The following is a 24,182-nucleotide window of genomic DNA, read 5'->3' as shown; positions in this document are numbered from 1 at the left end:
AAGCTTTTCGCCTCATAGATACTCAACGACAAAGGCAATTTCGGCATTGGCATTGCCCGCTCTCATTTGTGAATTTGCGGGTTCAATCCGCACGAAGCGAGCTTGCAAGTCAACAAACGCATTGCCGCCCTCCGCTGTGGGCGCTTTCACTATGTAGTTCTGATTCAGCTTGAGTGACTTCCCGTCGCTGAAGCGCATCTGCAATGCCAAACCTTTGGCAGTTGAGGTGCTGTTCAGATTTACCATGCCATTTCCAGCGTCCCATATAGGGCTGTCCGCAGTGGGCGAAAAGGAAAATCGGAAGTTGTTTATTCCGGTAGGACAGTTTTTCATATTGAGGGAAAAGTATTGCTCCTTGGCATATGCACCATTCTTGGGGAAATCGCTCAAGTCATAGCTACCCATATCAACTTTCACATCGGGTGTTTCACAAGACTGTGAGACGACCCGCGTGCCGGTTGTATTCATGGCCAAAGGCTCGATTTCAGCAGCGACAAAGTTCCCCAATTGGCCTGAGGGTATCGTCGCACTACCGGATATTTCCCCCGTCTTCACAAGTCGCAAGATGTGCTGACTGCCATTCCAACCCCAACCGCCAGCAACGTCAGAGCCACCCGGAAAGCCTTTCCATAGTTTGCCCGATGGCGGTCGAACCCATTGCCAGCCGATGCCGGTATTTCCAATGGGAAAAGTCTGCGCGCCCGCTTCGGTGGTGCCCACAGAATTGCGCACCCCTTCATTGTGTACCGCAGAGCACCTGAACGAGCTGGGAATGGCTCCCAGGGTCACGATTGGGCTTTCATAGATAACCGTGCCGTTCGGCGTGTCCCGCGGCACCGAGATCGTGGCCGGAAGAACAACTTGGAGATTGCCCTTGGATTGGTCGGGATAAAACTCGCATACCGCCGCCATTGCCTTTGACGACAGCATATACAAGAGCCCGAAAATTAATTTATCGAATAACCTCATAGCAATCTCTCTGAACCTGCCCAGCATGTAAATAACTGGATGGTTGACGATAGCCCGAATATTTCATCGGCAGTAAATAACCCCAACTGGAACACGACGATAATGAAAAAAAAGCGCGTGAGCAAAAGTTTATTTTTTCAAAAACAAGACAATTCTCATAGCTTATATATCAACTCAAAACAGCCAATTAAAACTGGCAAGTGAACAGCAGACACATTATCGAACGGTCTTTTACCAACCCGGAAAACTAGAACTCAATTTAAGACTCGTCTTAAAGCCGTAGCGGAGCTCGGCCATTACACTGACTACTCTTGATAGGAGAAACGATTCCGTGAGAGCCCTCGACACCCTCAATAGCCCAAATCCCCAGAGCAACGCAGCCATCTACTGCCTGACGATTCTGGCACTGGCGCTGATCGCCATGACTGTCGCCGCCGGTCATGAGTTAAACAATCTGTTTCCACTGAAGGCCGTGGTGCAAAAGCAGGAGATCCAGCTCACACAGCGCGCCGATACCATCCAGTCAATGAGCGCAGAACTCAAGCGTCTGGCAGAACAAAAGCAGGCCCTGGAAACCGACCTGCTCACAGCGAAGGAACAGGCAAAAGCCGCCGAGACGGCAAAGACAGAGCTTGAAAACACTCAACGCGCGGCGAAAATCAGCGCCGCGTTAGAGGATGAAGATTCTCTGTGCGCGATCATCGAGCAAAATATCCGACTCGTAGCGGACCAGCTCAGTCGCGACGACTTCTTTCGCTTGCGTGATGAGCGCGAAGCTGAAGCCGAAGCGGTGCTTGAAAGCTATGAAAAACAACTCGCTACCTGCATTGAACAACTGACGGCACAAACCGAACCGCCAACATAGAACTGAGGTGGCGCCCGCTGCACAATACGATTGACTGCGAATCAAAAAGCCCTGGCGATCAGGGCTCGCTGCTCACTCTTTAAAGCTTGAATTCCCTGGTCAATTTATTCAGCGATGCCGCCAATTGCGAAAGCTCTGCCGATGCAACCGCCGTGTGTTTCGATCCTTCTGCAGTTTCGCAAGACAGGTTGCGAATACTGATCAGGCTACGATCCACTTCGCGCGCAACCTGAGCCTGCTCTTCAGCCGCAGTCGCCATCAACAGGTTTCGTTCATTGATAAGATTCAGAGAGCCAGTGATGTCGGTCAGCACTTCGCCGGCGATGTTGGCCATCTCGAGTGTTCTTTCAGCCTGAGAGCGGGTGTGGCTCATGGAAGAAACTGCCCTGCTCGTGCCCGACTGAATAGAGCTGACCATAGACTCGATATCCTCGGTCGATTTCTGAGTACGCTGAGCCAGCCCTCTCACCTCATCTGCAACCACGGCAAAGCCCCGGCCCGCCTCACCCGCCCGCGCCGCTTCGATGGCCGCGTTCAAAGCGAGCAGATTGGTTTGTTCGGCGACTTCTCGGATCACGTCCAGCACGCTGCTGATATCGCTCGCCATCGTAGAAAGCGCCTGCACTTCTGCCGAGGTGCTATGCACGCTGGAAACCATCAGATTGATTGCCGCGACCGTTTCGCTGACTTGGGTTTTACCTGCGATGGCTGCGGCGCTGGATTCCGACGTCAGTTGCGAGGTCGATGCTGCGTTGTCCGCAACCTGTTCTACCGCTGCACTCATTTGCGTCACGGCAGTGGCGGCCATTTCAATTTCATGACTCTGACGCTGAGTGATACGCGAAATATCTTCGGTGACCCCGTGCATGACTTCCGAGGTTTCGGCCAACTGCGTGGACGAGTCACGGATCATGATAAGTGCATCACGCAAACTGGCCTGCATCGCGGCCAACGACGAAAGCATCTGCGCCGCCTCATCGGAACCGTCCAGCGCGATGGTTTCGCTCAAATCGTTGGCGGCGATGCATTCCGCTACCCTCAGCGAGCCTGCAATCGGCACCGTCAGGCTGCGCGTGTACAACACTGCCAGGGCCAAGGAAGCACCGATAGCAATGATAATGAACACACTGACGATCAACAGCGTGTGCTCGTAGACATTGTCGGCCTGCTTGCCCGCTTCATAAGCTTCGATTTCATTGAGAGCAATCAGCTTCTTGAGCGCGACCTGGACGCCGTCCGAGGCGGCACGCATCTGATTCTTTGACAGCGCAATGGCCGCTTCAAGCTGCCCTTTTGCCACTATTTCAAGGTATTGGTCCTGCGCCTGGTCATTGACCTGTTGTGCTTTGGCGAACTCCTCGAACGACTTACGCCCAGCGTCAGTTGCCAGCAGATCAATGAGCGCTCGTTGATGATTTTTGATGAGTTGACGTGATTGCTGAATGTCCATCAGGGCCTGGGCCTTGCGCTCAGGGGTTTCGATAGGGTTGCGCAAGCGGGCGTTATTGCCCTTGATTTCAATGAGTTCACGATCCAGTTGTCCGAGTAGCTTGATACTTGGCACGATGGTCGTCTCGACGTAGGTCTCCGCCTTATTGAGCAAGTCGACTTGCTGCAAGGCGATCAGTCCGATCGCGATAATCATGAGACAGAACAAGCCAAAACACAGCGCCGAACGCGGAGCGAGATTGAGTTTACGAAGCAGCATGATGCCTTACCTTAGAGTGTATTCAAGACAATGGGGCAGACGAGTGGGCAGCAAAGCAGGCGCTGGGCAATAGCACCTAAAAGCACAAGCGGATTAGCACGGGAAAGCGCAAAAGCTAGCGGATTGCGCCCGAAGGAAGCGTGGAATCGGATGAAGCAGACTCCGCCAGCTCCTTGAGCGTCGGGTCGGCCAGCATCAGAAAATCCGCCAATCGCGGCAGGTTGATTTTCGAGACCAGACGCATCCAGCGTTGCGGATGCGGATTGAAGAAGGTCTTCGACCACTGATGATCATCACTGGGGTTGAAAATCAGCAGGTGGCGAATCAGCGGGTTTTCCCCAAAAAAATCGAGCGGATCCATCGCCATCTCGTTGAGCAACTCAGCATTGACGACGACCAGGCTTAGCCGTTGGGGGCAGTAATACGTCAGTACTCTCAGGTCACGATAAGTGCATACGTTCACTACACTGAGACAGCCCAACTTGTTGAACTGTTGTTCAATCGACTGGCCTCTACGCACGTCGTTATCGGCGATCAGGATCCGCAAGGATCGACTTCGGTTATTTTCAAGAAACATCGGACACCTTTGGCAGCTCCATTCTTCCTTTCGAGAAAATAACCAAGGGGCAGCCTGTCCGATATGAGACTTGTCTCAAAATAACGAAGGGATCGCTGAAAGAAAAACCACACCGCTATGACAAGCCCGCGCAAGCGGGGCACGGCATGGTTCAAGGTTTTAGAAGGGAGGTTTTTTGCAACAGTGGAGAGCGGCGCAAAGCCAGACGCGCAGGACGGTCGTATACGAACCAGACAATTCTCATTATTAACGCCCCTTTTTGTCAGTAACCTTGAAACAAGGAGCGCAAACTCATTCCTTCTCAGTCCATCAAGGCAGCGTCAGCGTCACGATGTAATTGCCTGTCGTTATCTGATGGCCCTTGTTATCCGTGAGCAGTAAACGCTGGTCGTAATATTTTTCCTGCTCGTGGGTATCGGCAATCATCTTCACGAACACTTGCTGGCGCGGCTCACCCCACCCGACCGCACTGACGTTGGTCACCGAGAAAATCTGACCAGTGCTCGCCTGCGGACAATCAAGCAGCTCGACAGAAACAGAGGCACGGCTGGCACCACTCGCCATGCAACTTGCCTCGACAATCTGTCCGCTGAAGCGAATCACTCCGCTGACGGGCGCAGACTGGGCCGCGCTCACGGTGTCGAAACCAAGCAGGCAGAGAAAGGCAATCAATAAAGGACGTCGAATGATCATCGCGAAACTCCATGGTTATTAACCAAGGTATCGCCCGTTTCAAAATGATCTTTAACGTCCCCCTTCAATGCAAGGTCAATCAGCAGCGCCCTGCGCCAATACGGTCATAGCTCGACCCGTTTGATTTTCTTGATCAGATCAGCTTGTGCATGCTCCAGCTTCAGCGCGGTGCGATTGATATCCAGTGGATCGATGACCGGCGCTTCGCACTCGGCCTCAAGGTCGTTACACGCCTCGATGACCTGATGCTCGGCGACAATGCGCGCCGCGCCCTTGATCCGATGTGCCAGGTCAGCCAACAAACCGGGATCGCTTTCCGGTATCAGCGAATGCAGCTCCTCCAGATCCTTCTCACAACTCGACAGCGCCTCGCGCAGCAGTTCTTTCATCATGTCGAGATCGCCTCCGGTGAGCTCGTTCAGACGCTCGCGAATCGATCCCAGGTCATTGATACCCGTCCCAGGCGGGCTCTCAACTAGCTCGGTTTCGACGTTTTTTTCCCAGCCGGCAAGCATGGTCGACAAGGTGCTGAGGCTAATCGGTTTGAACAGACAGTCATCCATCCCCGCCTCACGGCATTTCACTTTTTCTTCCGGCTGCGCGTTGGCTGTGAAGCCCAGCACGATACACGGCGCTCCACCACTGTCGCGTTCGTCCTGGCGGATGGTGCGGGCCAGTTCGTAGCCGTTCATGACCGGCATGTTGCAGTCCGTGATCACAATGTCGAACGGTTCCGAACGCCACAGTGCTAATGCCTGCGCTCCATCGGCGGCATCACGCACCGCCTGGCCAAGAAAGCTGAGCTGCTGAGTCAGCAGCTGACGGTTGGCGCTCTGATCATCCACCACCAGAATCCGCAGCGTCGGCACTGGCTTGTCCTGGACGGCCGAAACAGGCAGCACCTTGCCGCCGACCGGACTGAGGATATTGAAGAACAGCGATACTTCCAGGCACGTGCCCTTGCCCAAAGTACTGGTTATGTTCAGTCGCCCGCCCATCAACTCGCACAGCGAACGTGAAATCGCCAATCCCAGGCCAGTGCCGCCCCTGTTCGAGGGGCCGTGATTGGCCTGAGAGAACGGCTGGAAAAGATTCTGCAGATCGGCACTGGAAATGCCGATGCCGGTGTCCTCGACCTTGAGGTCGACTTGCAAACGTTCGTCAGCAAGGCGCTGGCCGCGAATCGAGACACTGATATGCCCGGTATCGGTAAACTTGATGGCGTTGCCCACCAGGTTTGAGAGCACCTGCTGGAAGCGCATCGGATCAACCAGCACGTCGCAACCGACAGTGGCGTCGATATCGAGTTTCAATACCAGACTCTTCTGCCTGGCCAAGCCGTCGAACACTCGCGCCACGGATTCCACCAGTTCGCGCAGGTTGGCACGTTTCGGCGAAAGACTGACATGCCCAGACTCGATTCGAACCACATCGAGGATATCGCCGATCAGTTCCAGCAGGCCTTTCGCCGAGTCGTATGCCACTTCAATCGCTGGTCGATCGAAGTGGCCCTGCTCGGCACGCTTCAGAGTGAGTTCGAGCATGCCGATCACGGCACTCATTGGCGTACGGATCTCGTGGCTCATGGTGGCCAGAAATGTGGTTTTGGCACGGCTCGACTCGTCAGCCAGCTCTTTCGCCGAACGCAACTCCTCGATCAGTTCGCGGCGTTCGCTGATGTCGATCCAGCCACAGATCACACCTCTGACTTCGCCCGTCGTGTCGTGATAAGGCTGGATCCAGTGATAAATGATCAGCCGGGTATCACCGACGTGCAGCGTGCGATCCACTTCGTAAGGTTCGTCCCGCTCGATGACGCGCAGATAGTCGTCGTGAAATTGCAACGCTTCCTGGCGATTGCGCTTGCCACTTTCGAGCACGGTCTTGCCGATCACGTCCTTTTCCAACAGGCCAAACGTCTGCAGATAATTGTTATTGCAGGTGACAAGCCGACCTTCCCTGTCGCGTACGTAAATGGGGTGCGGCGTGCCGTTGATCAGCGCCCCCATGAACTTCAGTTGATCGCCGAGCAAGCGCTCTGCCCGACTACGTTCGCGGATCTGCCGGCGGATATAGAAATTCCACGCCAGCGATCCCATGATTATCAAGAAGGCGCCAGCGCTGATCTGGTAGATCAACACCTTGTAATCGCGCCAAGATAGTCCCGAGAACGCTGCGATGGGGCGCCAACGGTTGAGAATCACGTCGAGTTCGTCTGGTGGAATGCTCAGCAGAGCCTTGTTCAGAATGCTGACCAGTTCGGTATCCGCGCGCCGGGCGGCGAAGGCGAGGAAGCCCTTGCTCATGCCGACGATGTTCGAGATACGCAAACTGTCACTGTAGATATGAGCGATGTAGTAACGCGCACCGTGCAGCGTGGTAATCATCGCGTCCGCTCGCCCATCCTTCACGTCAGCCAGCGCACCCAGTACTGTCTCGCTGTCGACAATTTCAATGTCGGGATAATCCTTGAGCAACTCACGCTCCGCCGAGCTTTCGGGGACGGCGACGCGCTTGCCGCGCAGTTCCTGGAGGCTTGAAGGCCCGCCTGCGTCCTTGGTGGTGACGATCACAAAGGGACTGGCAAGGAACGGATGGGTGAAACGCATACCGACTTCACGGGAGACGGTTGGCGTCAGCAACGAGATATCGGCGCTGCCATCCAGCAGGCGCGTGCTCAAGCTGGAAAAGCTGTCGGTGCGCTCGACATCAATCTGCAAACCCGTGCGCCGTTGAATCAGTTCCAACAGATCGGCGCCGATTCCGCCAAAGTTGCCATCGCCATCAAAGAACGCAAATGGCGCCTGATCGTCATTGATGACGAACCGCGCGACCGGGTGCTGCTCAAGCCAGCGTGCTTCGCCGGGTGTCAGGTCAATACGCTTGGGTGTCAGCGCTCCCCCCCCACCGGACCAGCGCTTGGATATTTCGGCAATCTTCCCCTCTCCCATCGACTCAATGACCGAGTCGATCAGACGCAACAGTTGATCATTACCTCGGCGCAAGGCAAAGCTGAAACCGCTGGTTTGCGTTTTGACGAAAGAGTGCAGGCGCACATAGTTGAAGTAGTTGAGATTGATCAGATAGTTGCTGGAAACCGTGTCGCCCAGAAACAGATCGACTTTGCCAAACGCCAACGCAGCCAGTGCCAACTCGTTCGACGGAAAAAGCACGAACTCGGCGTTGGGATACAAACCATGCAACTGACTGGATGGCAGGTAATCGTCAGCGACCGCAATACGCAATCCGGCCAGATTGGCCGGCATCGGTCGCCGATCATCGCCGCGCATGAACATTGCCGGCACATCTTCGACATAAGGCTTGCTGAGCGTGACGAGGCCGTCAATCAACTCGAAACTGTTAGAGCTACCCAACATGTCGATGTCGCCACGTTCAAGCGCCGCCATCGCGTCGCGACGGTCTGGATATGCCTTGACGATAATTTCGACATGCAGGGCCTGACCAATAATGCAGGCGATGTCGGCGGCAATACCCTCATAGCGTGTACCGCTTGCGGTCATGACATAAGGCGGGAAATCCGGAAGCGCCGATCCTAATACGATGCTGCGTTTTTGCCGTAGCCAACTCCAGTCCTCATTATCCAGATCGACCTGCAGCTCCTTGCAGTCTGATCGACCAAACACCTGCAGAGTGCGCGGCTCTGCTGCCCACAACGACCCGCTACTGACTACGAAAAGCACACTGACTAGCAAAACACCGCGCAACAGATGAAACATAAGCGTGTTATCCCTGGTTGTCGGCTGTCAGGCTGTGCTGCAACTTGAACAGCTCTGCATCGCCGCGAATGCCAAGCTTTTTGAAAGCGGCCTGTTTTTGCCCACTGATGGTTTTACGACTGCGCGAGAACTTCATAGCGATCTGCGTCACCCCCATACCCTCGAGGCAGCAGCGCAAGACTTCTTTCTCTTTCGGCGACAGCAAAGGGTTGCTCAGGAAATCGTCGCTGTGCGCTGCGCCGTCATCATTGGCACCAGCAGGCTCATCGACCGACACAGGCAGCACATCAAGCTCGAAGGCCATTGCCGACGACAGGTACAACTGGCCGGATGCTGCGCAGCGGATGCCAGTGATCAGATCATCGACTGGCTGGGACTTGCCGAAGAATCCACTGACGCCCGCTCCGATCGCCATATTCACCACCGCTGGGCGCTCTTCCGAGGATGAGACGAGGATGCGCATGCCCGGATATTGCTTGCGCAGCAGGCGAATCAAGTTAAGCCCATCCAGCTCCCCATCGTGCAGCTTGTAGTCGAGTATCAGCAGGTCGACTTCGATCTCGCGCAATCCGGCGAGCAACTGCGCGCTGCTCCCGTACACGCCCACGACACTGAACTCGGCTTCGCGAGTCAGCCGTGATTTCATGGCCAGACGTATGAGGGAGTGATCATCAAGAATGGCAACGCGTAACGGATTCACGACTGACCAATGCATGCGCAGCTCCATGATGAGGAGAGTTGGAGGATCATCAGAACTTGGTAACTGCAGCAGATGCCGAGCACCACCGAAGCTTTCAGGTGCATCTGATTGATTTCTCTTCACATGATGATTGTTTTGAAGACGCGACGAAATAGGGCTTTGTCCCAAAACTCAGGCCGCACGCACCCATCACACGTCCGGCGCGCCTATTGCGCGTCGCCAGGACGACTTTTGACCCTCGAAACGCCAATCGACCAGATGCGCCCAATTCATTGGTCGAGCATAGAAGAAGCCCTGCCCCCACTGGCAACCGAGCCGAGCCAAGTGATGAACTTGATCTGCGGTTTCAATGCCTTCTGCGACCACACGCATGTCCAGCTCGCGTGCCAACGCTAGGGCACCGTGGATGACTGCACTGTAGCGAGCCTGCTGGAAATTCTGCACGAAGCCGGCGTCGAGTTTGATTTCGTTGAACGGCATCTGACACAGTCTTTCCAGCGAAGAATAGCCGACACCGAAATCATCGATCGCCAGGCTGAAGCCGAGCATGCGCAGACGCACCATGTTTTCCATGCTGATCTCGGGCATCTGCAGCAGGCCGGTTTCCGTCAGCTCGAATATCAGCCCGGCTGGGGAAGCGCCGTGGATGCGCAACAGCGCCTTGATCCGATCGACAAGATTCGGGTTGGCCATCTGCGTCACGTCGAGATTGAATGCCAGCTTGAACGGTTTGCCGTGCGACTGCACGAAACGTTGCAGGCTCAAACCTTGCGTGAGCAGGCTGAAAAACATTTCATCAAGCAGCCCGCAACGCTCGATCGTTGGCAAGAACATACCCGGTGAAAGTAACCCGCGACTGGGGCTTTGCCAGCGCACCAGCACTTCGGCGCCATCCACCTCACCACTGCGCAGATGAAACTTGGGCTGGAAGTACGCTCGAAATTCCTGCCGACGTATCGCTTCGAGCACTTCGCTCTCCGAAGGCTGATCGAGATGTTTTTCCGCCACTTTGGCATCGACCTGAATGTTCGGCCGATAGCGCGCGAGCAATGGCGCCAGCACATCGACCATCAGTGGCTTTGCGACACTGCCGAGCAATTCCAGGCCCTGCAACGTTACAATTCGATCAACCGTGCGCAACAAGTCTTCAGGCAGGGAACTACAGATGATCACTGCACGAATCAATCCAGCCTCTCTCGCCAGGCGCAAAAAGGTCAAACCATCCATCCCGGCCATGCTCAAGTCACACAACGCAACGTCCACGCCCCCTGCCTGAGATATCAAAGCCAGCGCATCTTTGCCGTCAGCCGCCTGAAAGATATTTTTGTAACCCAGACCATTAAGCGCGCTGACCGCAGCCCTGCGCTGGAAGGCGTGATCTTCCAATACCAATATACGAAGCGTGTTCACAAAACCGGAACCTCTTTCTATCAGCCATTAATAGCGAAAGCCCTGAATTATCTTTCAAACAGAAAGATCGCCGGCAAACTTTGCATTGACTGAGATTTTCTGCGTCCACGAATATTAACTGGAGAGAACCGGTGCGACTTTGAGAATTGTCTTATTTAGCCCGCCATACATTCGACTGAAAACATAAAAGCAAACCTTTGATATTGCTGACTTGTTCGTACTTGCTACGGTTTAAGACAAATCTCAAAGACCCACCACTATCATCAACCTAACATGGCCTGGCATTTCAATGCAGCACTTCACAATAACTTCGGATATAAACATGAAAAAGTTCGCTTTCGCAGTACTCACTCTTTCCGTACTGGCTGCCTCCACTGGTGCACTGGCTGAAGAAGCAGCTAAACCCGTCAAGGGCGGCAGCGGTCAAATCAGTTTCACTGGCGTCATCAACAACGATGCGTGCTCGGTAGATGGTGCTTCGGGTAGCGACAAGATGATTGCCGTGGACATGGGCAGCGTATCGATCAAAGACATGGGCACCGATTCTGCCCCGGGTGCTGGTCGCGTGGCTGCCAACGATTTCAACCTGAAAGTGAACTGCAACGCCGGCACCAAGGTGTCGATGCTGTTCAAACCAACCGTCAACGGCGGTTCGGGCCTGGTTGATGGCAAGAAAGTTCTCAAGCTGCAAGGTACTGATGCGGCCAAAGGCGTAGGTATCGCGCTGTTGGACAGCAACGGCCAGTTGATCGACCTGAGCTCCGAAGCCACTGCCAAAGTACAGACCAGCCTGACTGGCGAGGGCGCTACTGGCGGCGACGGCACCCTGTCGTTCGCAGCTGCTTACGTCACCACCGGCGACAAGACCGCCGCTACTGCCGGTACCGGTAACGCCACTCTGCCGTTCGTTCTCGAATACGAATAAGCAGCGCGCAATACCTGGACGGGGCCGCTGTGCCCTGTCCTTCCCAGCCTGAATTAATCGGTGAACACTATGTTAAGTCGCTATTTTCCGCTTTGCCTGGGACTTGCCGGAGTGTTGATGACGCACTCGGCATTCGCCAGCATTTCCTTGAGTTCCACCCGGATCATTTTCGATGGCGCGCACAAAGAAGCCAACGTCACCGTGCGCAATGGCGGGCAAACCATTCTGGCGCAATCGTGGCTGGATGCCGGCGACGCGTCTGGCAGCGCGCCGCCTTTCGCGGTAACGCCACCGCTGGCCAAGCTTGAGCCCAATCAACAGCAACTGTTGAGGATCTTGTATGAAGGCCGTGGCATGCCTGCGGACAAAGAGTCAGTGGTGTGGCTGAACGTCCAGGAAATCCCTCAGGCCAGTGCTGCCGATGTCAACACGCTGCAATTGGCGGTGCGTCAGCGCATCAAGGTTTTCTTTCGCCCGCAGGGACTACCCGGTGACGCCGCGAAAGCGCCTGAGCAACTTGTATGGCAGTTGGTTACTCAAGCGGGCAAGTCGACACTGAACGTAAAAAATCAAAGCAATTACCATGTATCGCTGGCCGATCTGAAAGTCGCTGCAGGAAAGAAAGCAGAGTTGGTGATTGATTCGACAATGATCGTTCCGGGCGAAGTTCGGTCGTTCAACTTGAAAGAGTTGCCACCCGGTTCTCCACGCCTGACCTTTTCGGCTATTAACGATTACGGCGCACAACAACGATTCGATGCACCGCTCGGTGCTACCGAAAGTCATGCTGAGCGCGTGAAAGATGCTTCCCCCCAGTAACTTCCCTGCCCGACCCCGCCAATTCACAAGCTATTTACAAGTTCCGGACTCCGGTTGAAGCAACACGGACTGATAAGGCAAATTGCATGTTTTCCTCCCAACACCACACATCTGAAAGTTGTGTAAAGCATCACGTTGCGCGCCTTAAAAAAAAAACGGCGTTGGGCTGCCTGCATCCATTGTGCTTTGCCATCAACATGGCCATTTGTGGGTTTGCCATAGGCTCCGAAGCCCCAGCCGCGGGTGAAGCTTTCAATACCTTGTTTCTCGAAGGTTCATCGGCGGTCGATCTGCAACCCTTGTTGAATGCCAACAGCGTTCTGCCGGGCCAATATCGCGTTGACGTGTTCAGCAACGGCACGCTGGTCGGTCGCCGCGACGTTGATTTCGCGGCCAACCCGCTCAACGGCAAAGTCGAGCCACGCATCACCCTGGAATTGTTGCAGCAACTGGGTGTGGACATGCGCAAACTGCGCGAGCAGGGTCTAGTTGATGAGCAACAACCTGCCGATCACTACGATCTCCCCGCGATGATCAAGCAAGCCAGTCTCAGCTTCGATGCCAACCGCCTGCGCCTCAATATAAGCGTGCCGCAGTCCGCCATGGCGCGTGGCATGCGCGGCTATGTAGACCCGGAGCTTTGGGACGACGGGGTGGCAGCCGGGTTCATCAACTATCAGTTGAGCAGTACCCGCAGCAAAACCGATTACACCACGCAGATCTCCAATAATCTGGGGCTGCGCAACGGCATCAACTTCGGTGCCTGGCGCTTGCGCAACGAGTCCAACCTGAGCAGCTCTACCGGTCGGCCCAATCGGTTTGTCAGCAACCGCACGTTCATCCAGCGCGACCTCACGGCGATCAAGGGGCAACTGAGTGCGGGTGAAATCTTTTCCGACTCAGACCTGTTCGACAGCGTGCGCTATCAAGGTGTCAAGGTGGCGTCTGATGAAGGCATGCGCGCAGACAGTGAGCGCGGCTATGCGCCAATCATTCGTGGCGTGGCTGAAACTAATGCGAAGATCGAGGTCCGCCAGGATAACTACATTCTTTACACCACCAACGTGCCGCCGGGGCCGTTCGAGATCAGTGATATCTATCCATCGGGTTCCAATGGCGATCTGGAGATCACCATTGTCGAGGCGGATGGTCGGCGCAAGGTCACCCGACAGGCGTTCTCCGCCCTGCCGACGATGGTGCGCGAGGGACAGTTGAAGTACAGCCTGTCGAGCGGCAAATTCAACAACAACAGCGAAGGCTATGACAAGCCGGCCTTCCTGGGCGGCACTTTCGCCTACGGCTTGACCAGCAACCTGACAGGTATTGCCGGCATTCAAGCGAGCAATGGTTTCAAGGCGCTTTCAGTCGGTGCGGCGAAGAACACTTCGATTGGCGCGATGTCACTGGACGTCACGCAATCGTCCAGCAAGGCATTCGGCAAAACGACCCAGGGCAGCAGCGTACGCGCGCTCTATGCAAAGACCTTCACCGGCACTGATACCAGCTTCACCCTCGCCGCCTATCGTTATTCGACCGAGGGTTACCGCACGCTGACCGACCACGTTCAAGACACCAGCACCGGCGCTACGCGGCGCGCAGGTAACGCCAAAACCCGTACCGACCTCACGGTCAACCAGACCCTGGGCGAAGCGCGCCAGTACGGCTCGCTGTATTTGAATGCCAGTGATCAGCGCTATTGGGATCGCGGTGGCTCGCGCAGCTTTTCTGCCGGTTACAACAATAATTGGCGCGACCTGAACTACAACATCAGCTTGAGTAAAACCGAGGAATTCAGCACACGAGGTGACACCACTCACGACACCCAATTGAGCGTTTCGATCTCATTCCCGCTCGGATCGACGCCTCGCGCGCCTCGCGCCTATATTTCCAGCAATCATCAGAATACCGGCACCAGTACGCAAGCCGGGCTCAATGGTTATCTGACCGAAGACAGTGACACCTACTACTCCGTACAGACCGGGCGAAGCGTGCAAGGTGATCGCTCCGGCTCACTTAGCCTGAGTACCCGGACAGCGATGGGTGATCTGGGATTGGGCTACAGCCGAGGCAGCGGTTATGAATCACAGAACCTGAGCGCGGCAGGATCGATCGTGGCCCACGCGGGGGGAATCAACATGGGCCAGACCGTCGGCGAAACATTCGCACTGGTAGAGGTGCCTGGCATGTCAGGGGTAGAAGTCAGCAGCTACTCCGGCGTAAAAACCGGCCTCAACGGCTATGCCGTCCTGCCAAACGCACAGCCCTATCGGGTGAACTGGGTGACGTTGGACACACGAAATCTCGGCGGTGAAATTGAGTTGGACAACGCCACGCAACAACTCGTACCGAGACGAGGTTCAGTAGTGCTCGCGCGCTTCGAAGGCAGTAAAGGGAGACGGATCCAGTTCGAACTCTACGATGCGGGGGGCAATCCCCTTCCATTCGGAGCGGTATTGATGGACGCCGATGGTAAACAACTGGCACTTTCTGACCCAACCGGCAAGGCGTTAGCTCTTGTCACCAAAGATGAAGGCACCATCACAATCAAGTGGCAGGGAAAGAGTTGCCCAGCTCCGTACAAGCTTCCAGAGAAATTGAAGGATCTGAATTATGAGCATTACAGGCTTACTTGCTCAGCAGGCCTAGACATATCGAAATAATAAACTTCGGTTCGTCAGTCTTAAACATCAAGGCTCTGATTGATTCAGAGCCTTGTCGTTTCTGGAGCGTCAAACCATGGCGCACGCCTCAAACTTGCATTATTCGCTAAATCGCATATATCAGATCACATTAAGTAACTGTAGTTGATCGAAGCGTAGCAGGAGCGGATGACCGATCGAATGCGTTTTGACTGAGAGACGTCAACCTCGGGGCAACCCCTAAAAACAAGACAATTCTCATATCCACATCTGAAAGCCTCATTACTATAAGGCGTAGTGAGCAGTCACACACAACTGTTGAGACCCATAGTCACAACGCCCTATAGACAGAGAGAATCACCCATGCCAAAAATCAACGCAATTAGCGTAAACACCTATAAAAATAAGCCAGAGAACAACCAGCCTATAAAATCAGACTCGCAAAACCATCTATCACTTACGAAGAAAACCACAAACGACGACAAGCTCAGAATTGACTCCAGCGAGGAAGGTGTTAATGCGGTCAAGCAACCCATTAGTGCGGTCGAGCTGATAAAAAAACAAATTACCGAGATACAGCAACAACTTGCAGCTCGCAAAGCAGAATTAGCCAAAACCGAAAGAATGAATATGCCGGAGGAAGAGAAGACTCAGAGAACAATTGAGATTCAAAATCAAATTTCTGTATGCGCTGGCAACCTCCACGCGCTGCAGGCAACATTGATCCAAATGACACTAAGCGTCGATACGCACGCCTAAGGTCCCCTCATAACACCTCTCTCGCAACTCCGATTCATGAGTACTGGATTAGAGTGCGGGAGAACTGCCAGATACAGCCAGTCACCCAACGTAAACAATTTGTAGATGAACGGCACGTCGCACACTCGATAATTGCGAGCGCGGCTACTCGCCCCTCCCTGAAAACCAGAAAAATCTTATTTAATCACACCTAGGTTGCAATAGATCATACATACGCCCATATCGCACGCAACGTGGCTGACGTGAAACTTGTTTTGCAGTTCAGCACATCCAAAGATATCTAGATTGAACTCCACTCGCCTTCTGTCAGCCATGCTAAAAAACAGCTCAAGACAGTTCTCATGTACAAAAAAAAGGCACTCCGCCAAAATCAAGAAAATTATTCGAAAAATGCCAACCCCATTCTAAAGAGACCTATTAACCCGATGAAAAAAGAAGCTGCTCTATTGCTTTTGATAGGAATGCTAAGCAGTGCGGAATTACTTGCCGACTGCTACATTAGCAAGAAAACTCCACCAACTGAATCCGGGGCTCGGACTATAAATTTCTCTGCCCCTGCCACAGTTGATGTCGCTGCCGACAGTATTGACGTAAACGTTGTGAACATAGCTAAAGTGGGAGTAGGCGAAAATATAATAACATCCTGCGACCAACGAACAGCGACAGGCTTTGTAGTAGATCCTTCAAGAGGCGCAACCCCGGCATCGGACACATACCCCCTGAACATCCCGGGATTAGAATTTAGAGTGGTAATAGATGGCTGGACAGCCTTATATCCACTTTCTGCAGCCAAGCCACATTTAATTATACCTCAAAAGGGCGTTGTATCTGTTGTATGGTATGATGGACCCTACAGGCTTTATATTAAAAAAACTGGGGAAATAGAACCTGGCACGGTTATTCCTGCGGGCCCTTTGGGTCGTTGGCAATCCGCCGACGGTTTCGTCCTCGTGAATTTTAACTTAATGAATCCTATCAAGGTGGTCACATCATCCTGCTCTGTCGATAGCGTCAACGTCAAAATGGGGGACGACTACCAACTACATGAACTTTCTAAATTCGGCGATACCACAAAAGCGGTGCCGTTTAACCTTCTTGTCAGAGGTTGCGGCAAAGCAGTCAATTCAGTCAGAGTCACGTTTGACACGCTTCCCGGACAGGATCCAAAGGAAGGCTTCATTCCATTGGATCCACAATCAACCGCTGGTGGATTGGGAATAAAGCTCATGAACGGCACCGGAACGCTCCTTCAAATGAAAAATCAATACACCATCGAGAACTATGTTCCCGGCCAAGATAGCGCTGATTTTCCATTGCTTGCATCGTACGTCAGGATATCCGGAGAAACTCTTAAAGCCGGGACGGCCAACGCAAGCGTAAGATTCACAATGACCTATATGTAGACTAATACTTTGAAACTGCATAAATAAAACAGATAGCCCTGATTTTTGAAAAGCGGAAGGCATCGCAGAATGCTGATCATCTCGGACGAGTCATTAAACTTTGAAGTTTTCTGGTGCAATCTTTGGCGGACTTATTAGAAACAATGAGATATTTATATGCACTCTACTCCAAAACCAATTTCAGCATCGGCGGAACCCGGTCTCGCGCCAGAATCACATCGATTGGCGCAATGTCACTGGACGTTAAGCGATCATCCTGCAAAGCATTCGCAAAACTACCTAGGGCGGCAGCGTGCCCGCAATCTATGCAAAGACAATCACCGACACCAATAACGGCTTCACCCTCGCCACCTACGGTTACTCATCGAGAGAATCATCGTAAGCTGACCGACCATGTGCAGGACTGCAGCCCGGAATCGGAGTACTGGATGCAAAAATAACCGCACCGACCTGACGCGTAACCAAACCTTTGGCAAGGCGCGACAGATCTGCCTCTGTACTTGAATTCCAGTGACCAGCTATTAAGACCACGCAGCTGTTCTGCCAGTTACAACCACTGGCAACCTTTGAATTACAATACCTGCTTGTTGAAAACCGTAGAATTCGGCACACCGGGTGAGATCACTCACGACGTGTCGACACCTTGCTCCTCTATTTCCAGCAATCATCAGAAAACTCGCGCTAATGCTCAATCCGGGGTCAATGGTTATTTTACCTATGATACTAATATCTACCATCCCGTACCTACCGGACGCGGGGTGCGGCGTGATCGCTGCGGTTCATCGTGAGTAGCCGCGCAACGATGAGTGATATGGGGTCGAGCCACAGCCGAGGAAGCGGTTATGAATCACAAAACCTGAGAGCGTCCGGATCGATCGTGGTGCACGCAGGGAGAGTCAACTGGGCCCAACCGTCGGCAAAATATTTGCATTGATGGAAATGCCGGGCATATCAGGGGAGTGGAAGTCGGCTCCAGCCTGAAACCGACCTCAACGGCCTGCAGTCTATTTCGAGCTGAAAGCTACCTATCATGGACATCCGCTTCCGGGCCGTCTCTACCTGATGAGTCGATTGACCGCTACAGGCCGAAAGCAGACGTTATGTGTTCACTCGGCTAGCCGAATAAGCTCTAATCAGCGGATACTTTTTAGCATTCACTCAATGTCAGGCCAAAGTCGTCGCTGGACACCTGAGCCGCCTCGTTGAGCCGCTGGCGCAGTGCAGCGGTTAGCTGCCGCTCTACTTCCCATGGATCCGATAGGGCAGCTAACTGCGGTGCCAATTGGGGCGACAGACTCATCAACGAATGATTGAGCGATCGCGCCGTTTCAAAAGCGGCTTTCTGCACAAAACTGATTTCCACCAGTTCCCCCTGCGCCTTGCGAAACTCCATCTCAGCCATCCTCGCCAGGTAGTGCTCGCGATGCGCACGCGTTTTTTGAAAGTCTGGAGTCTGCCCTTGCGCAGGATCAGTGGGCGGCGGCGCAGCCATGTTCGTCGGCTCGGATTGAGCTGCGACGTGACTGTACACATCCCGCTGAAGCCGATCTTGTTGGTGGCGAGCAGCGACGGCAGCCTTGCTCGGGTCGGCGGTATCGCGGATCAACGCTTCGGTGGCCAGCACGTCGACCTGCTTGCCATTGGGCGACAAGACCAGCCGCCCGTTTTCCTTAAGCCAGGTAATGTAGCTCGGTGATCGGCCGATGTGCGCAGCGAAGGCGCTCTTTGACAGGTACGTAGCTGTGCTCATAAGCCCTCCTTTTCAGCGGCTTTTCAATGAATCCTTTCAAGATTTCAATGATTGAAATTTCAGTAAGCTGGCGGGCCTCCCACTAACAAGATCCCGCGGGTTTCCGACCCCGTATCATTTGGAAATCCCCAGGGTCCCCGGTGGATTCTGACTGCCACATCGAGATTCAAGCTCGTCGTCAATAAATGATTCGTTAGTTGACTGAGCGAATACGTATTTTTTATTAAAAAATCGCGGTATACCGTTGGGCGGTCAAGTCTCTTGACAGCTTTTGAAGCTTATCGGCCTCACTTTGTAACAAACCGATGATTTCGAGCACGCTACTAGCTTCAGCTGCCGTGAGTTTGCGCAAGATGCTTGAAAGGTCCGCAGCGCAGCTTTCGCTAATCGACGCTGATTCGATCAGTTTTAGCTGAAAATTTTGGATGTCACGCAAAGGAGTCATCAGCTTGCCTTCCGTCAGGGGGTAATCGATATGTACTAATTCCAATTCTCTAAGCATCGTAAGAATCTTCCTATCAGATTGTTCCCAATTTGATGAGCCAAGTTGCGCTTGATTGTGTCTCACGTGCCGAACGGTCGACGCGGCTACCGACTGCTTGGTCCCTACCCCTTGGAAAGACGGACATCCCTGCGCACGTTTCAGCTAGAGAGATTCCGCGAGTTCGCTAACCCGTGTAGGGGGCGGCCCTCGGGGAGGGCCCGTGAAATCTGCGCCCTACCCGGCCTGCCCGGCTCATGCCTTCGGCTCGACCTCGCTCAAGTCCAGCCGCTTGGCGACCCAGCGTTCGTACAACCCGATGGCGACATCCGCGCCGGCCATCGCGGTCAGGCAACCCAGGGCGCCCGCTGTCCAGATCGACAGGCCCGCGCCGAACAGCAACATCATCGCTGACACGCCGCAAACAATGCAGGCACCGGAGCGAAGTGCGAGGCGGCGCAGTAACGCCCAGCCTCTTGCCCCGTCCTTGTCAGCGCGCCACATCTCGCCGGATACGCCGCCAACCAATGACAGGGCAATCACCAACCAGATCGGCATCTCTGCCAGTGCCTGTTGCTCGTTCGTCATTGCCCTGCCCCTTAAACAAAAAGACCCGGCGCTATGGCCGGGTCGGGTGGTGGGTGGCCTGCCGCGCTTTGCGGTCGCACCCATCGAAGATGGCCCCTTTTTACAGCTCGATTCTGGTGGCAGCAAGACCGGTTTAATGCCATCCGGTGAATGTGTGGCTTACGTCTGGTGAACGGCTGACGAATGTCGGTGAATATCTATCCCGGCTGGCTTTTGCTTTTCTGGCGTCCCATACGTCCCACTTCTCTAAAACAAGGTGGGACGTTTGAAAGCCCCGCAGATTGGGGCGTTGCCCCACCGTCCTACTTTTCTTTCTCTTTTCTCGTGTATAGAGAGAAATTTAAAAAGCACGCGTGCGCGTGAACGCGCGTACCTGTGCCCGCTACGCATACACGGGTGGGAGGCAAAAAAGGTGGGACGGTGGGACAGTCCAACAACGACGGGGCCTGCGCCCGTCCCATTGCTGCAAAAGCAGTAGGACGGACGCGGGTCGGTGGGACGGCGTAAGCCAGAGGGATGCCCACGATCAAGCCGCTTCCCCCAGGAGGAAGTGCTCGACCACGATGTGGGCGTCATGCAAGCGTTGATAGTAGACGTTGCGTGTGCAGCCACTGCGCGTCAGACGTGCCGCCAAGGGCGCGTCAGGCTGGAAGTAATGCACCTGCACCACCGTCATCAACTCAGGATCGAGGCGTTTCTTGACGATGCGCTCAATGTCCAGAGACGCCTCGAGCGGCACTCGGCTCCCGCGCCGTCCGCGCACCAGCTGACCGCCGCTTTCCATCATCATCGCAACCATGTTGCCGCCCGAGTAACCAGCGGCCACCTCGTCGCTGTGCAGCTCCTGCGCCCATTGTTTGAGGGCCATATCGATCGCCTTAATCATCGAAGCACGGCTCCTCGAACTCGTCCCGCTGCAGCGCAGACGCCCTGCCCCAGTGCTCGGGTTTCTTGTACGCCCATGGCCGCTGACCGCTCTTGTTCAATGCGCCCAGACGGAAGCGTCGCCAGCCGAGCCGGTGCAGGATTGCGCCGACGCGCATCTGCTCAGGCTTGCCCCAATCTCGAACTGGGTGGACACGGACCGGTGCTGGTATTCGAAGATGCCGACATTGAAAAAGCCGCCGTTGAGGGCGTCACTAACCGCTTTCGCGGCACCGGGCAAGTGTGCATTTCATCCACTCGGTTTCTGATCCAGCGTGGTGCCTATCAAGCCTTCGTTGATCACTTTGTCGCTGCGACCCAGGCCCTGCGGATCGGCGACGGCTTGCATCCTGACACCCAGGTCGGACCGTTGGCCAACCCGAGGCAATTGGCAAAGATGGAAGAACTGGTCGCCGACGCCGTCGAAAAAGGTGCGCGGGTATTGGTCGGTGGTGAAGCCTTGTCAGGCGAAGGCTACTTCTTCCAACCCACGGTTCTGGCGGATGTGCCGATGGATGCCCGCGTGATGCACGAAGAGCCTTTCGGCCCCATCGCCGTGCTGATGCCGTTCGATGAACTGGCTGATGGCTTGAGAGAAGCCAACCGCCTGCCCTACGGCCTCTCTGCCTATGCGTTCACTACCAGCGCTCGCACGGCCATTGACGTCGCGGACGGATTGGAGGCCGGGATGATCGGGATCAACCAATACCGCATCGTCGCTACCGAGCTCCCCTTCGGCGGGATGAAAGAAAGCGGTCACGGCTCCGAAGGTGGCATTGAAGGTATCGAGCACTATCTCACCCACAAATTCATCAGCCAGGTTTAAGGAGCTCGCCCATGTCCAGGATCAATTTCAGCAGTCCTCGCGAAGCAGCGCGCGCGTTCACTCCAAAGCTGTCGCAATTCGTCGACTCAACGCTTTATCCACTCATCTGGAGCGATCCGGCGCTGTCCCCGCGCGACCGTAGCCTGATCACCGTGGCGGCGTTGATTGCCGGTGGTCATTCGCAAGAGTTGCCTGCTCACTTACGCCGGGCGGCTGCCAACGGTGTGACCCAGGACGAAATGGCGGCAGCGATCACCCACCTGGCTTTTTACGTGGGTTTCCCCGGCGCGATCACCGCATCGGCGATCGCTAACGCAACGTTCAGCGCAAAGGAGAACAACTGAATGAAAGCCATCGACATCAGAGCGTTTGGTGCGCCAGACGTCCTCGAACTCGTAGAAGTTGCCAGCCCTGAAGTCCGTCCTGACGACCTTCTGGTACGTGTCTATGCCGCCGGGGTGAATCGTGCGGATCTGACTCACCGGACTGGTGGGTACGGCCGTCCGAATTTCGGCGACTCAATGATCATCGGTCTGGAAATCGCCGGCGAAGTGATCGGGAAAGGTAGCGCGGTGACGGGGTTCGAAGCAGGAGATCGAATCATGGGCGTGGTCGGTGGCGGTGCCTACGCCGAACTGGCACGCATCGATTACCGCATGGCCATGCACATCCCGGCGCAGCTTGACTATGTACACGCGGCAGCCATTCCCGAGGTCTTCGTCACGGCCCATGAAGCGATGATGCATCTGGCTCGGCTCAAGGCCGGCGATTCAGTGTTGATTCATGCGGCCGCCGGCGGCGTCGGGTCTGCCGCGGTGCAGCTGGCTTACGCCACGGGTGCCACGGTGTATGCGACGACCGACGGCAGCAAGTTGGCGCGTGTCGAGCATTTGGGCGCTGACGTGGCGATCGACTACAAGACGCAGGATTTCGCTGACGTAATCGCTGCCAAAACCCAGGGGCGCGGCGTCGATGTCATCATCGACTTTATCGGGGCGCCCTACTTCGCACGCAACATCGCGTCCCTTGCAAAGGGCGGTCGCCTGGTTCAAGTGGGCATCCTCGGCGCAGGCGGCAACGTGACCGTAGCGCTGGAGGACATTCTTTACCGCCATTTGCAAATCATCGGCACGGTGATGAAGTCGCGTACGCAGCCGGAGAAGCACGACATGATCAAGCGCTTCCGCGAGCACTGGCTTGATCGCTTTGAGGGGGCCGGAAGCCTTGAGCCTGTCGTCGATAGCACCTTTGCGTTATCACGGGCTGCCGATGCTCACCGACGAATGGAGTCTTCCGAGAACGTCGGGAAAATCATTTTGACGATGCAGCCTGAAGACTTGCTTTGAGTCTGGCCAGATTGGGATGGAACTGAAAAAGGTGCCTTTCGTGGGCACCTTCAACGGGTGTGGGGAACACTCTTTGCAAAGCTACCGCCGCGGTTTGAGATGCTCGATCCCATTACCTGGCGCCTATCACCGATGATTTTCGGCACAGGGCCGATCAAACGAGTTGCGATCCAATAGACAGTCGATGAACGCACTCAGGGCGGCTGGTCGATACTGTCTGTTCGGGTAATAGAGGAACAGCCCTGGGCGCGAGATCGACCAGTCAGCGAGAACCTGGACCAACCGCCCATCGGCCAGGAGCTCACCCACGCCTTCTCTCTTGAAATGGTACGCAATGCCGAGCCCCTGCACGGCTGCAGCAATACCGATGTCGGGATGATTGGTGACGACGGGGCCATCGACCGCCACCTCCATTGGCTGCCCTTGCTCCTGGAACTCCCAGCGATAGGGTCTGCCGTCCATCTGCAACCGCCAGTTGATGCAAGCGTGATCCTGCAACTCGGCAGGTGACCGGGGCGTGCCACGACGTGCGAGGTAGTCCGGAGATGCCACAGCGACCATATCCAGGTCCGGGGTGAGGCGCACGGCCACCATATCGTTCTCAAGCCGACCACCTACACGGATGCCCGCGTCAAATCGGCCGCGCACGATATCGGCCAGCGCGTCGTCCACCACAATGTCGAGCAGCACATCAGGGTGGGCCTGATGGAAGCGTGCCAGGCGAGGCGCAATGAGGGTTCTGGCGGCGATCCCTGGCGTATTGATACGCAGCGTGCCGCTTATCTGCCCTGTTGCCTCACTGGCTTCGGCGACTGCAACAGCCATCTCTTGAAACAAGGGGGCGATACGGCTGTAAAGCAGCTCACCACTCGCCGTGGGAGCAACGCTGCGAGTGGTGCGATTGAGCAGACGTGCGCCAAGGCGAGCTTCGAGATGCCGAATGGTCTGGCTGAGTGCGGAGGGTGAGAGCCCCAGATGCTCTGCCGCGCGAGCGAAGCTCTGGCGCTCGACGATCGCCACGAAGGCTTTTAGCTCAGCAAATTCGGATCCGCGCATTATGCAT

The 24,182-nt window shown here is 55.1% G+C and carries 20 protein-coding genes and 3 pseudogenes; 9 read left to right on the top strand and 14 right to left on the bottom strand.

From position 1 onward, the window contains the following. Positions 1 to 12: 12 nt before the first annotated feature. Entirely contained in the window at positions 13 to 468 is a 456-nt protein-coding gene (locus tag ACKUG4_RS01465; protein WP_445433474.1) for a fimbrial protein, read from the bottom strand. Between the two features lie 832 nt (positions 469 to 1,300). Between ACKUG4_RS01465 and ACKUG4_RS01460 the strand changes: the two genes are divergently transcribed. Further along, on the top strand, positions 1,301 to 1,834 hold the full coding sequence (locus ACKUG4_RS01460; RefSeq protein WP_445433243.1) for a hypothetical protein: 534 nt from the start codon (positions 1,301 to 1,303) through the stop codon (positions 1,832 to 1,834). Between the two features lie 79 nt (positions 1,835 to 1,913). Here ACKUG4_RS01460 and ACKUG4_RS01455 read toward each other — a convergent pair whose 3' ends face one another. From ACKUG4_RS01455 to ACKUG4_RS01425, 7 genes and pseudogenes are all read right to left on the bottom strand, one after another. Further along, complete coding sequence (locus ACKUG4_RS01455; RefSeq protein WP_445433473.1) at positions 1,914 to 2,642, bottom strand: methyl-accepting chemotaxis protein; 729 nt, start codon at positions 2,640 to 2,642, stop codon at positions 1,914 to 1,916. Between the two features lie 126 nt (positions 2,643 to 2,768). Then, positions 2,769 to 3,542 (bottom strand): annotated as a pseudogene (locus tag ACKUG4_RS01450) (MCP four helix bundle domain-containing protein); the annotation flags it as partial. 115 nt (positions 3,543 to 3,657) lie between these two features. Continuing rightward, positions 3,658 to 4,089: a hypothetical protein gene (locus ACKUG4_RS01445; protein ID WP_445433242.1), complete on the bottom strand. Its 432-nt coding sequence runs from the start codon at positions 4,087 to 4,089 to the stop codon at positions 3,658 to 3,660. Between the two features lie 339 nt (positions 4,090 to 4,428). Beyond that, a complete protein-coding gene (locus ACKUG4_RS01440) occupies positions 4,429 to 4,812 on the bottom strand; it encodes a type 1 fimbrial protein (RefSeq protein WP_445433241.1) in 384 nt (127 codons plus the stop codon). Between the two features lie 104 nt (positions 4,813 to 4,916). Then, complete coding sequence (locus ACKUG4_RS01435; RefSeq protein WP_445433240.1) at positions 4,917 to 8,549, bottom strand: transporter substrate-binding domain-containing protein; 3,633 nt, start codon at positions 8,547 to 8,549, stop codon at positions 4,917 to 4,919. Between the two features lie 7 nt (positions 8,550 to 8,556). Continuing rightward, positions 8,557 to 9,264 carry a response regulator gene (locus ACKUG4_RS01430; RefSeq protein ID WP_445433239.1) on the bottom strand — a complete coding sequence of 236 codons (708 nt, stop codon included), beginning with the start codon at positions 9,262 to 9,264 and terminating at the stop codon, positions 8,557 to 8,559. A gap of 174 nt (positions 9,265 to 9,438) precedes the next feature. After that, entirely contained in the window at positions 9,439 to 10,659 is a 1,221-nt protein-coding gene (locus tag ACKUG4_RS01425) for an EAL domain-containing response regulator (protein WP_445433238.1), read from the bottom strand. 322 nt (positions 10,660 to 10,981) lie between these two features. Here ACKUG4_RS01425 and ACKUG4_RS01420 point away from each other — a divergent pair, with 322 nt between their 5' ends. From ACKUG4_RS01420 to ACKUG4_RS01400, 5 genes are all read left to right on the top strand, one after another. Continuing rightward, positions 10,982 to 11,584 (top strand): fimbrial protein, encoded by a 603-nt coding sequence (locus tag ACKUG4_RS01420; RefSeq protein ID WP_445433237.1) that lies wholly within the window; start codon positions 10,982 to 10,984, stop codon positions 11,582 to 11,584. A gap of 69 nt (positions 11,585 to 11,653) precedes the next feature. Further along, entirely contained in the window at positions 11,654 to 12,403 is a 750-nt protein-coding gene (locus ACKUG4_RS01415; RefSeq protein ID WP_445433236.1) for a fimbrial biogenesis chaperone, read from the top strand. Positions 12,404 to 12,600: 197 nt separating this feature from the next. After that, positions 12,601 to 15,063 carry a fimbria/pilus outer membrane usher protein gene (locus ACKUG4_RS01410; RefSeq protein ID WP_445433472.1) on the top strand — a complete coding sequence of 821 codons (2,463 nt, stop codon included), beginning with the start codon at positions 12,601 to 12,603 and terminating at the stop codon, positions 15,061 to 15,063. Between the two features lie 342 nt (positions 15,064 to 15,405). Next, a complete protein-coding gene (locus ACKUG4_RS01405) occupies positions 15,406 to 15,801 on the top strand; it encodes a hypothetical protein (RefSeq protein WP_445433235.1) in 396 nt (131 codons plus the stop codon). A gap of 341 nt (positions 15,802 to 16,142) precedes the next feature. Further along, the gene (locus ACKUG4_RS01400; RefSeq protein ID WP_445433234.1) at positions 16,143 to 17,204 is read left to right on the top strand and encodes a fimbrial protein; all 1,062 of its coding nucleotides are present in this window, start codon (positions 16,143 to 16,145) and stop codon (positions 17,202 to 17,204) included. Between the two features lie 1,147 nt (positions 17,205 to 18,351). On the opposite strand, the gene ACKUG4_RS01395 is transcribed toward ACKUG4_RS01400, so the two are convergent. The 5 genes and pseudogenes from ACKUG4_RS01395 to ACKUG4_RS01375 form a co-directional block, all read right to left on the bottom strand. Then, positions 18,352 to 18,954 (bottom strand): terminase small subunit, encoded by a 603-nt coding sequence (locus ACKUG4_RS01395; RefSeq protein ID WP_445433233.1) that lies wholly within the window; start codon positions 18,952 to 18,954, stop codon positions 18,352 to 18,354. 223 nt (positions 18,955 to 19,177) lie between these two features. Further along, entirely contained in the window at positions 19,178 to 19,456 is a 279-nt protein-coding gene (locus tag ACKUG4_RS01390; RefSeq protein WP_445433232.1) for a hypothetical protein, read from the bottom strand. Positions 19,457 to 19,690: 234 nt separating this feature from the next. Beyond that, positions 19,691 to 20,023, bottom strand: coding sequence for a phage holin family protein (locus ACKUG4_RS01385; RefSeq protein ID WP_445433231.1), 333 nt, complete (start codon positions 20,021 to 20,023; stop codon positions 19,691 to 19,693). Between the two features lie 526 nt (positions 20,024 to 20,549). Then, positions 20,550 to 20,909, bottom strand: a complete 360-nt coding sequence (locus ACKUG4_RS01380) for a PA0613 family protein (protein WP_134023329.1) — start codon at positions 20,907 to 20,909, stop codon at positions 20,550 to 20,552. Next, positions 20,902 to 21,084: pseudogene (locus ACKUG4_RS01375) on the bottom strand (hypothetical protein); the annotation flags it as partial. The gene ACKUG4_RS01380 and the pseudogene ACKUG4_RS01375, both read right to left, overlap by 8 nt. Here ACKUG4_RS01375 and ACKUG4_RS01370 point away from each other — a divergent pair. From ACKUG4_RS01370 to ACKUG4_RS01360, 3 genes and pseudogenes are all read left to right on the top strand, one after another. Beyond that, positions 21,042 to 21,773: pseudogene (locus ACKUG4_RS01370) on the top strand (aldehyde dehydrogenase family protein); the annotation flags it as partial. The pseudogenes ACKUG4_RS01375 and ACKUG4_RS01370 overlap by 43 nt on opposite strands. Before the next feature lie 11 nt (positions 21,774 to 21,784). After that, positions 21,785 to 22,117 (top strand): carboxymuconolactone decarboxylase family protein, encoded by a 333-nt coding sequence (locus ACKUG4_RS01365; RefSeq protein WP_445433230.1) that lies wholly within the window; start codon positions 21,785 to 21,787, stop codon positions 22,115 to 22,117. Next, positions 22,118 to 23,119: an NAD(P)H-quinone oxidoreductase gene (locus ACKUG4_RS01360; protein WP_085667139.1), complete on the top strand. Its 1,002-nt coding sequence runs from the start codon at positions 22,118 to 22,120 to the stop codon at positions 23,117 to 23,119. A 126-nt stretch (positions 23,120 to 23,245) separates the two neighbouring features. On the opposite strand, the gene ACKUG4_RS01355 is transcribed toward ACKUG4_RS01360, so the two are convergent. Beyond that, positions 23,246 to 24,175 carry a LysR family transcriptional regulator gene (locus tag ACKUG4_RS01355; RefSeq protein ID WP_445433229.1) on the bottom strand — a complete coding sequence of 310 codons (930 nt, stop codon included), beginning with the start codon at positions 24,173 to 24,175 and terminating at the stop codon, positions 23,246 to 23,248. Between the last annotated feature and the right edge of the window lie 7 nt (positions 24,176 to 24,182).

The sequence above is a fragment of the Candidatus Pseudomonas auctus genome, from assembly GCF_048654275.1.
In the GTDB taxonomy this organism is placed as follows: Bacteria; Pseudomonadota; Gammaproteobacteria; order Pseudomonadales; family Pseudomonadaceae; genus Aquipseudomonas; species Aquipseudomonas pharyngis.
The sequence above is the reverse complement of the archived record's forward strand: the minus strand, read 5'-3'. Positions and strand labels throughout refer to the sequence as shown.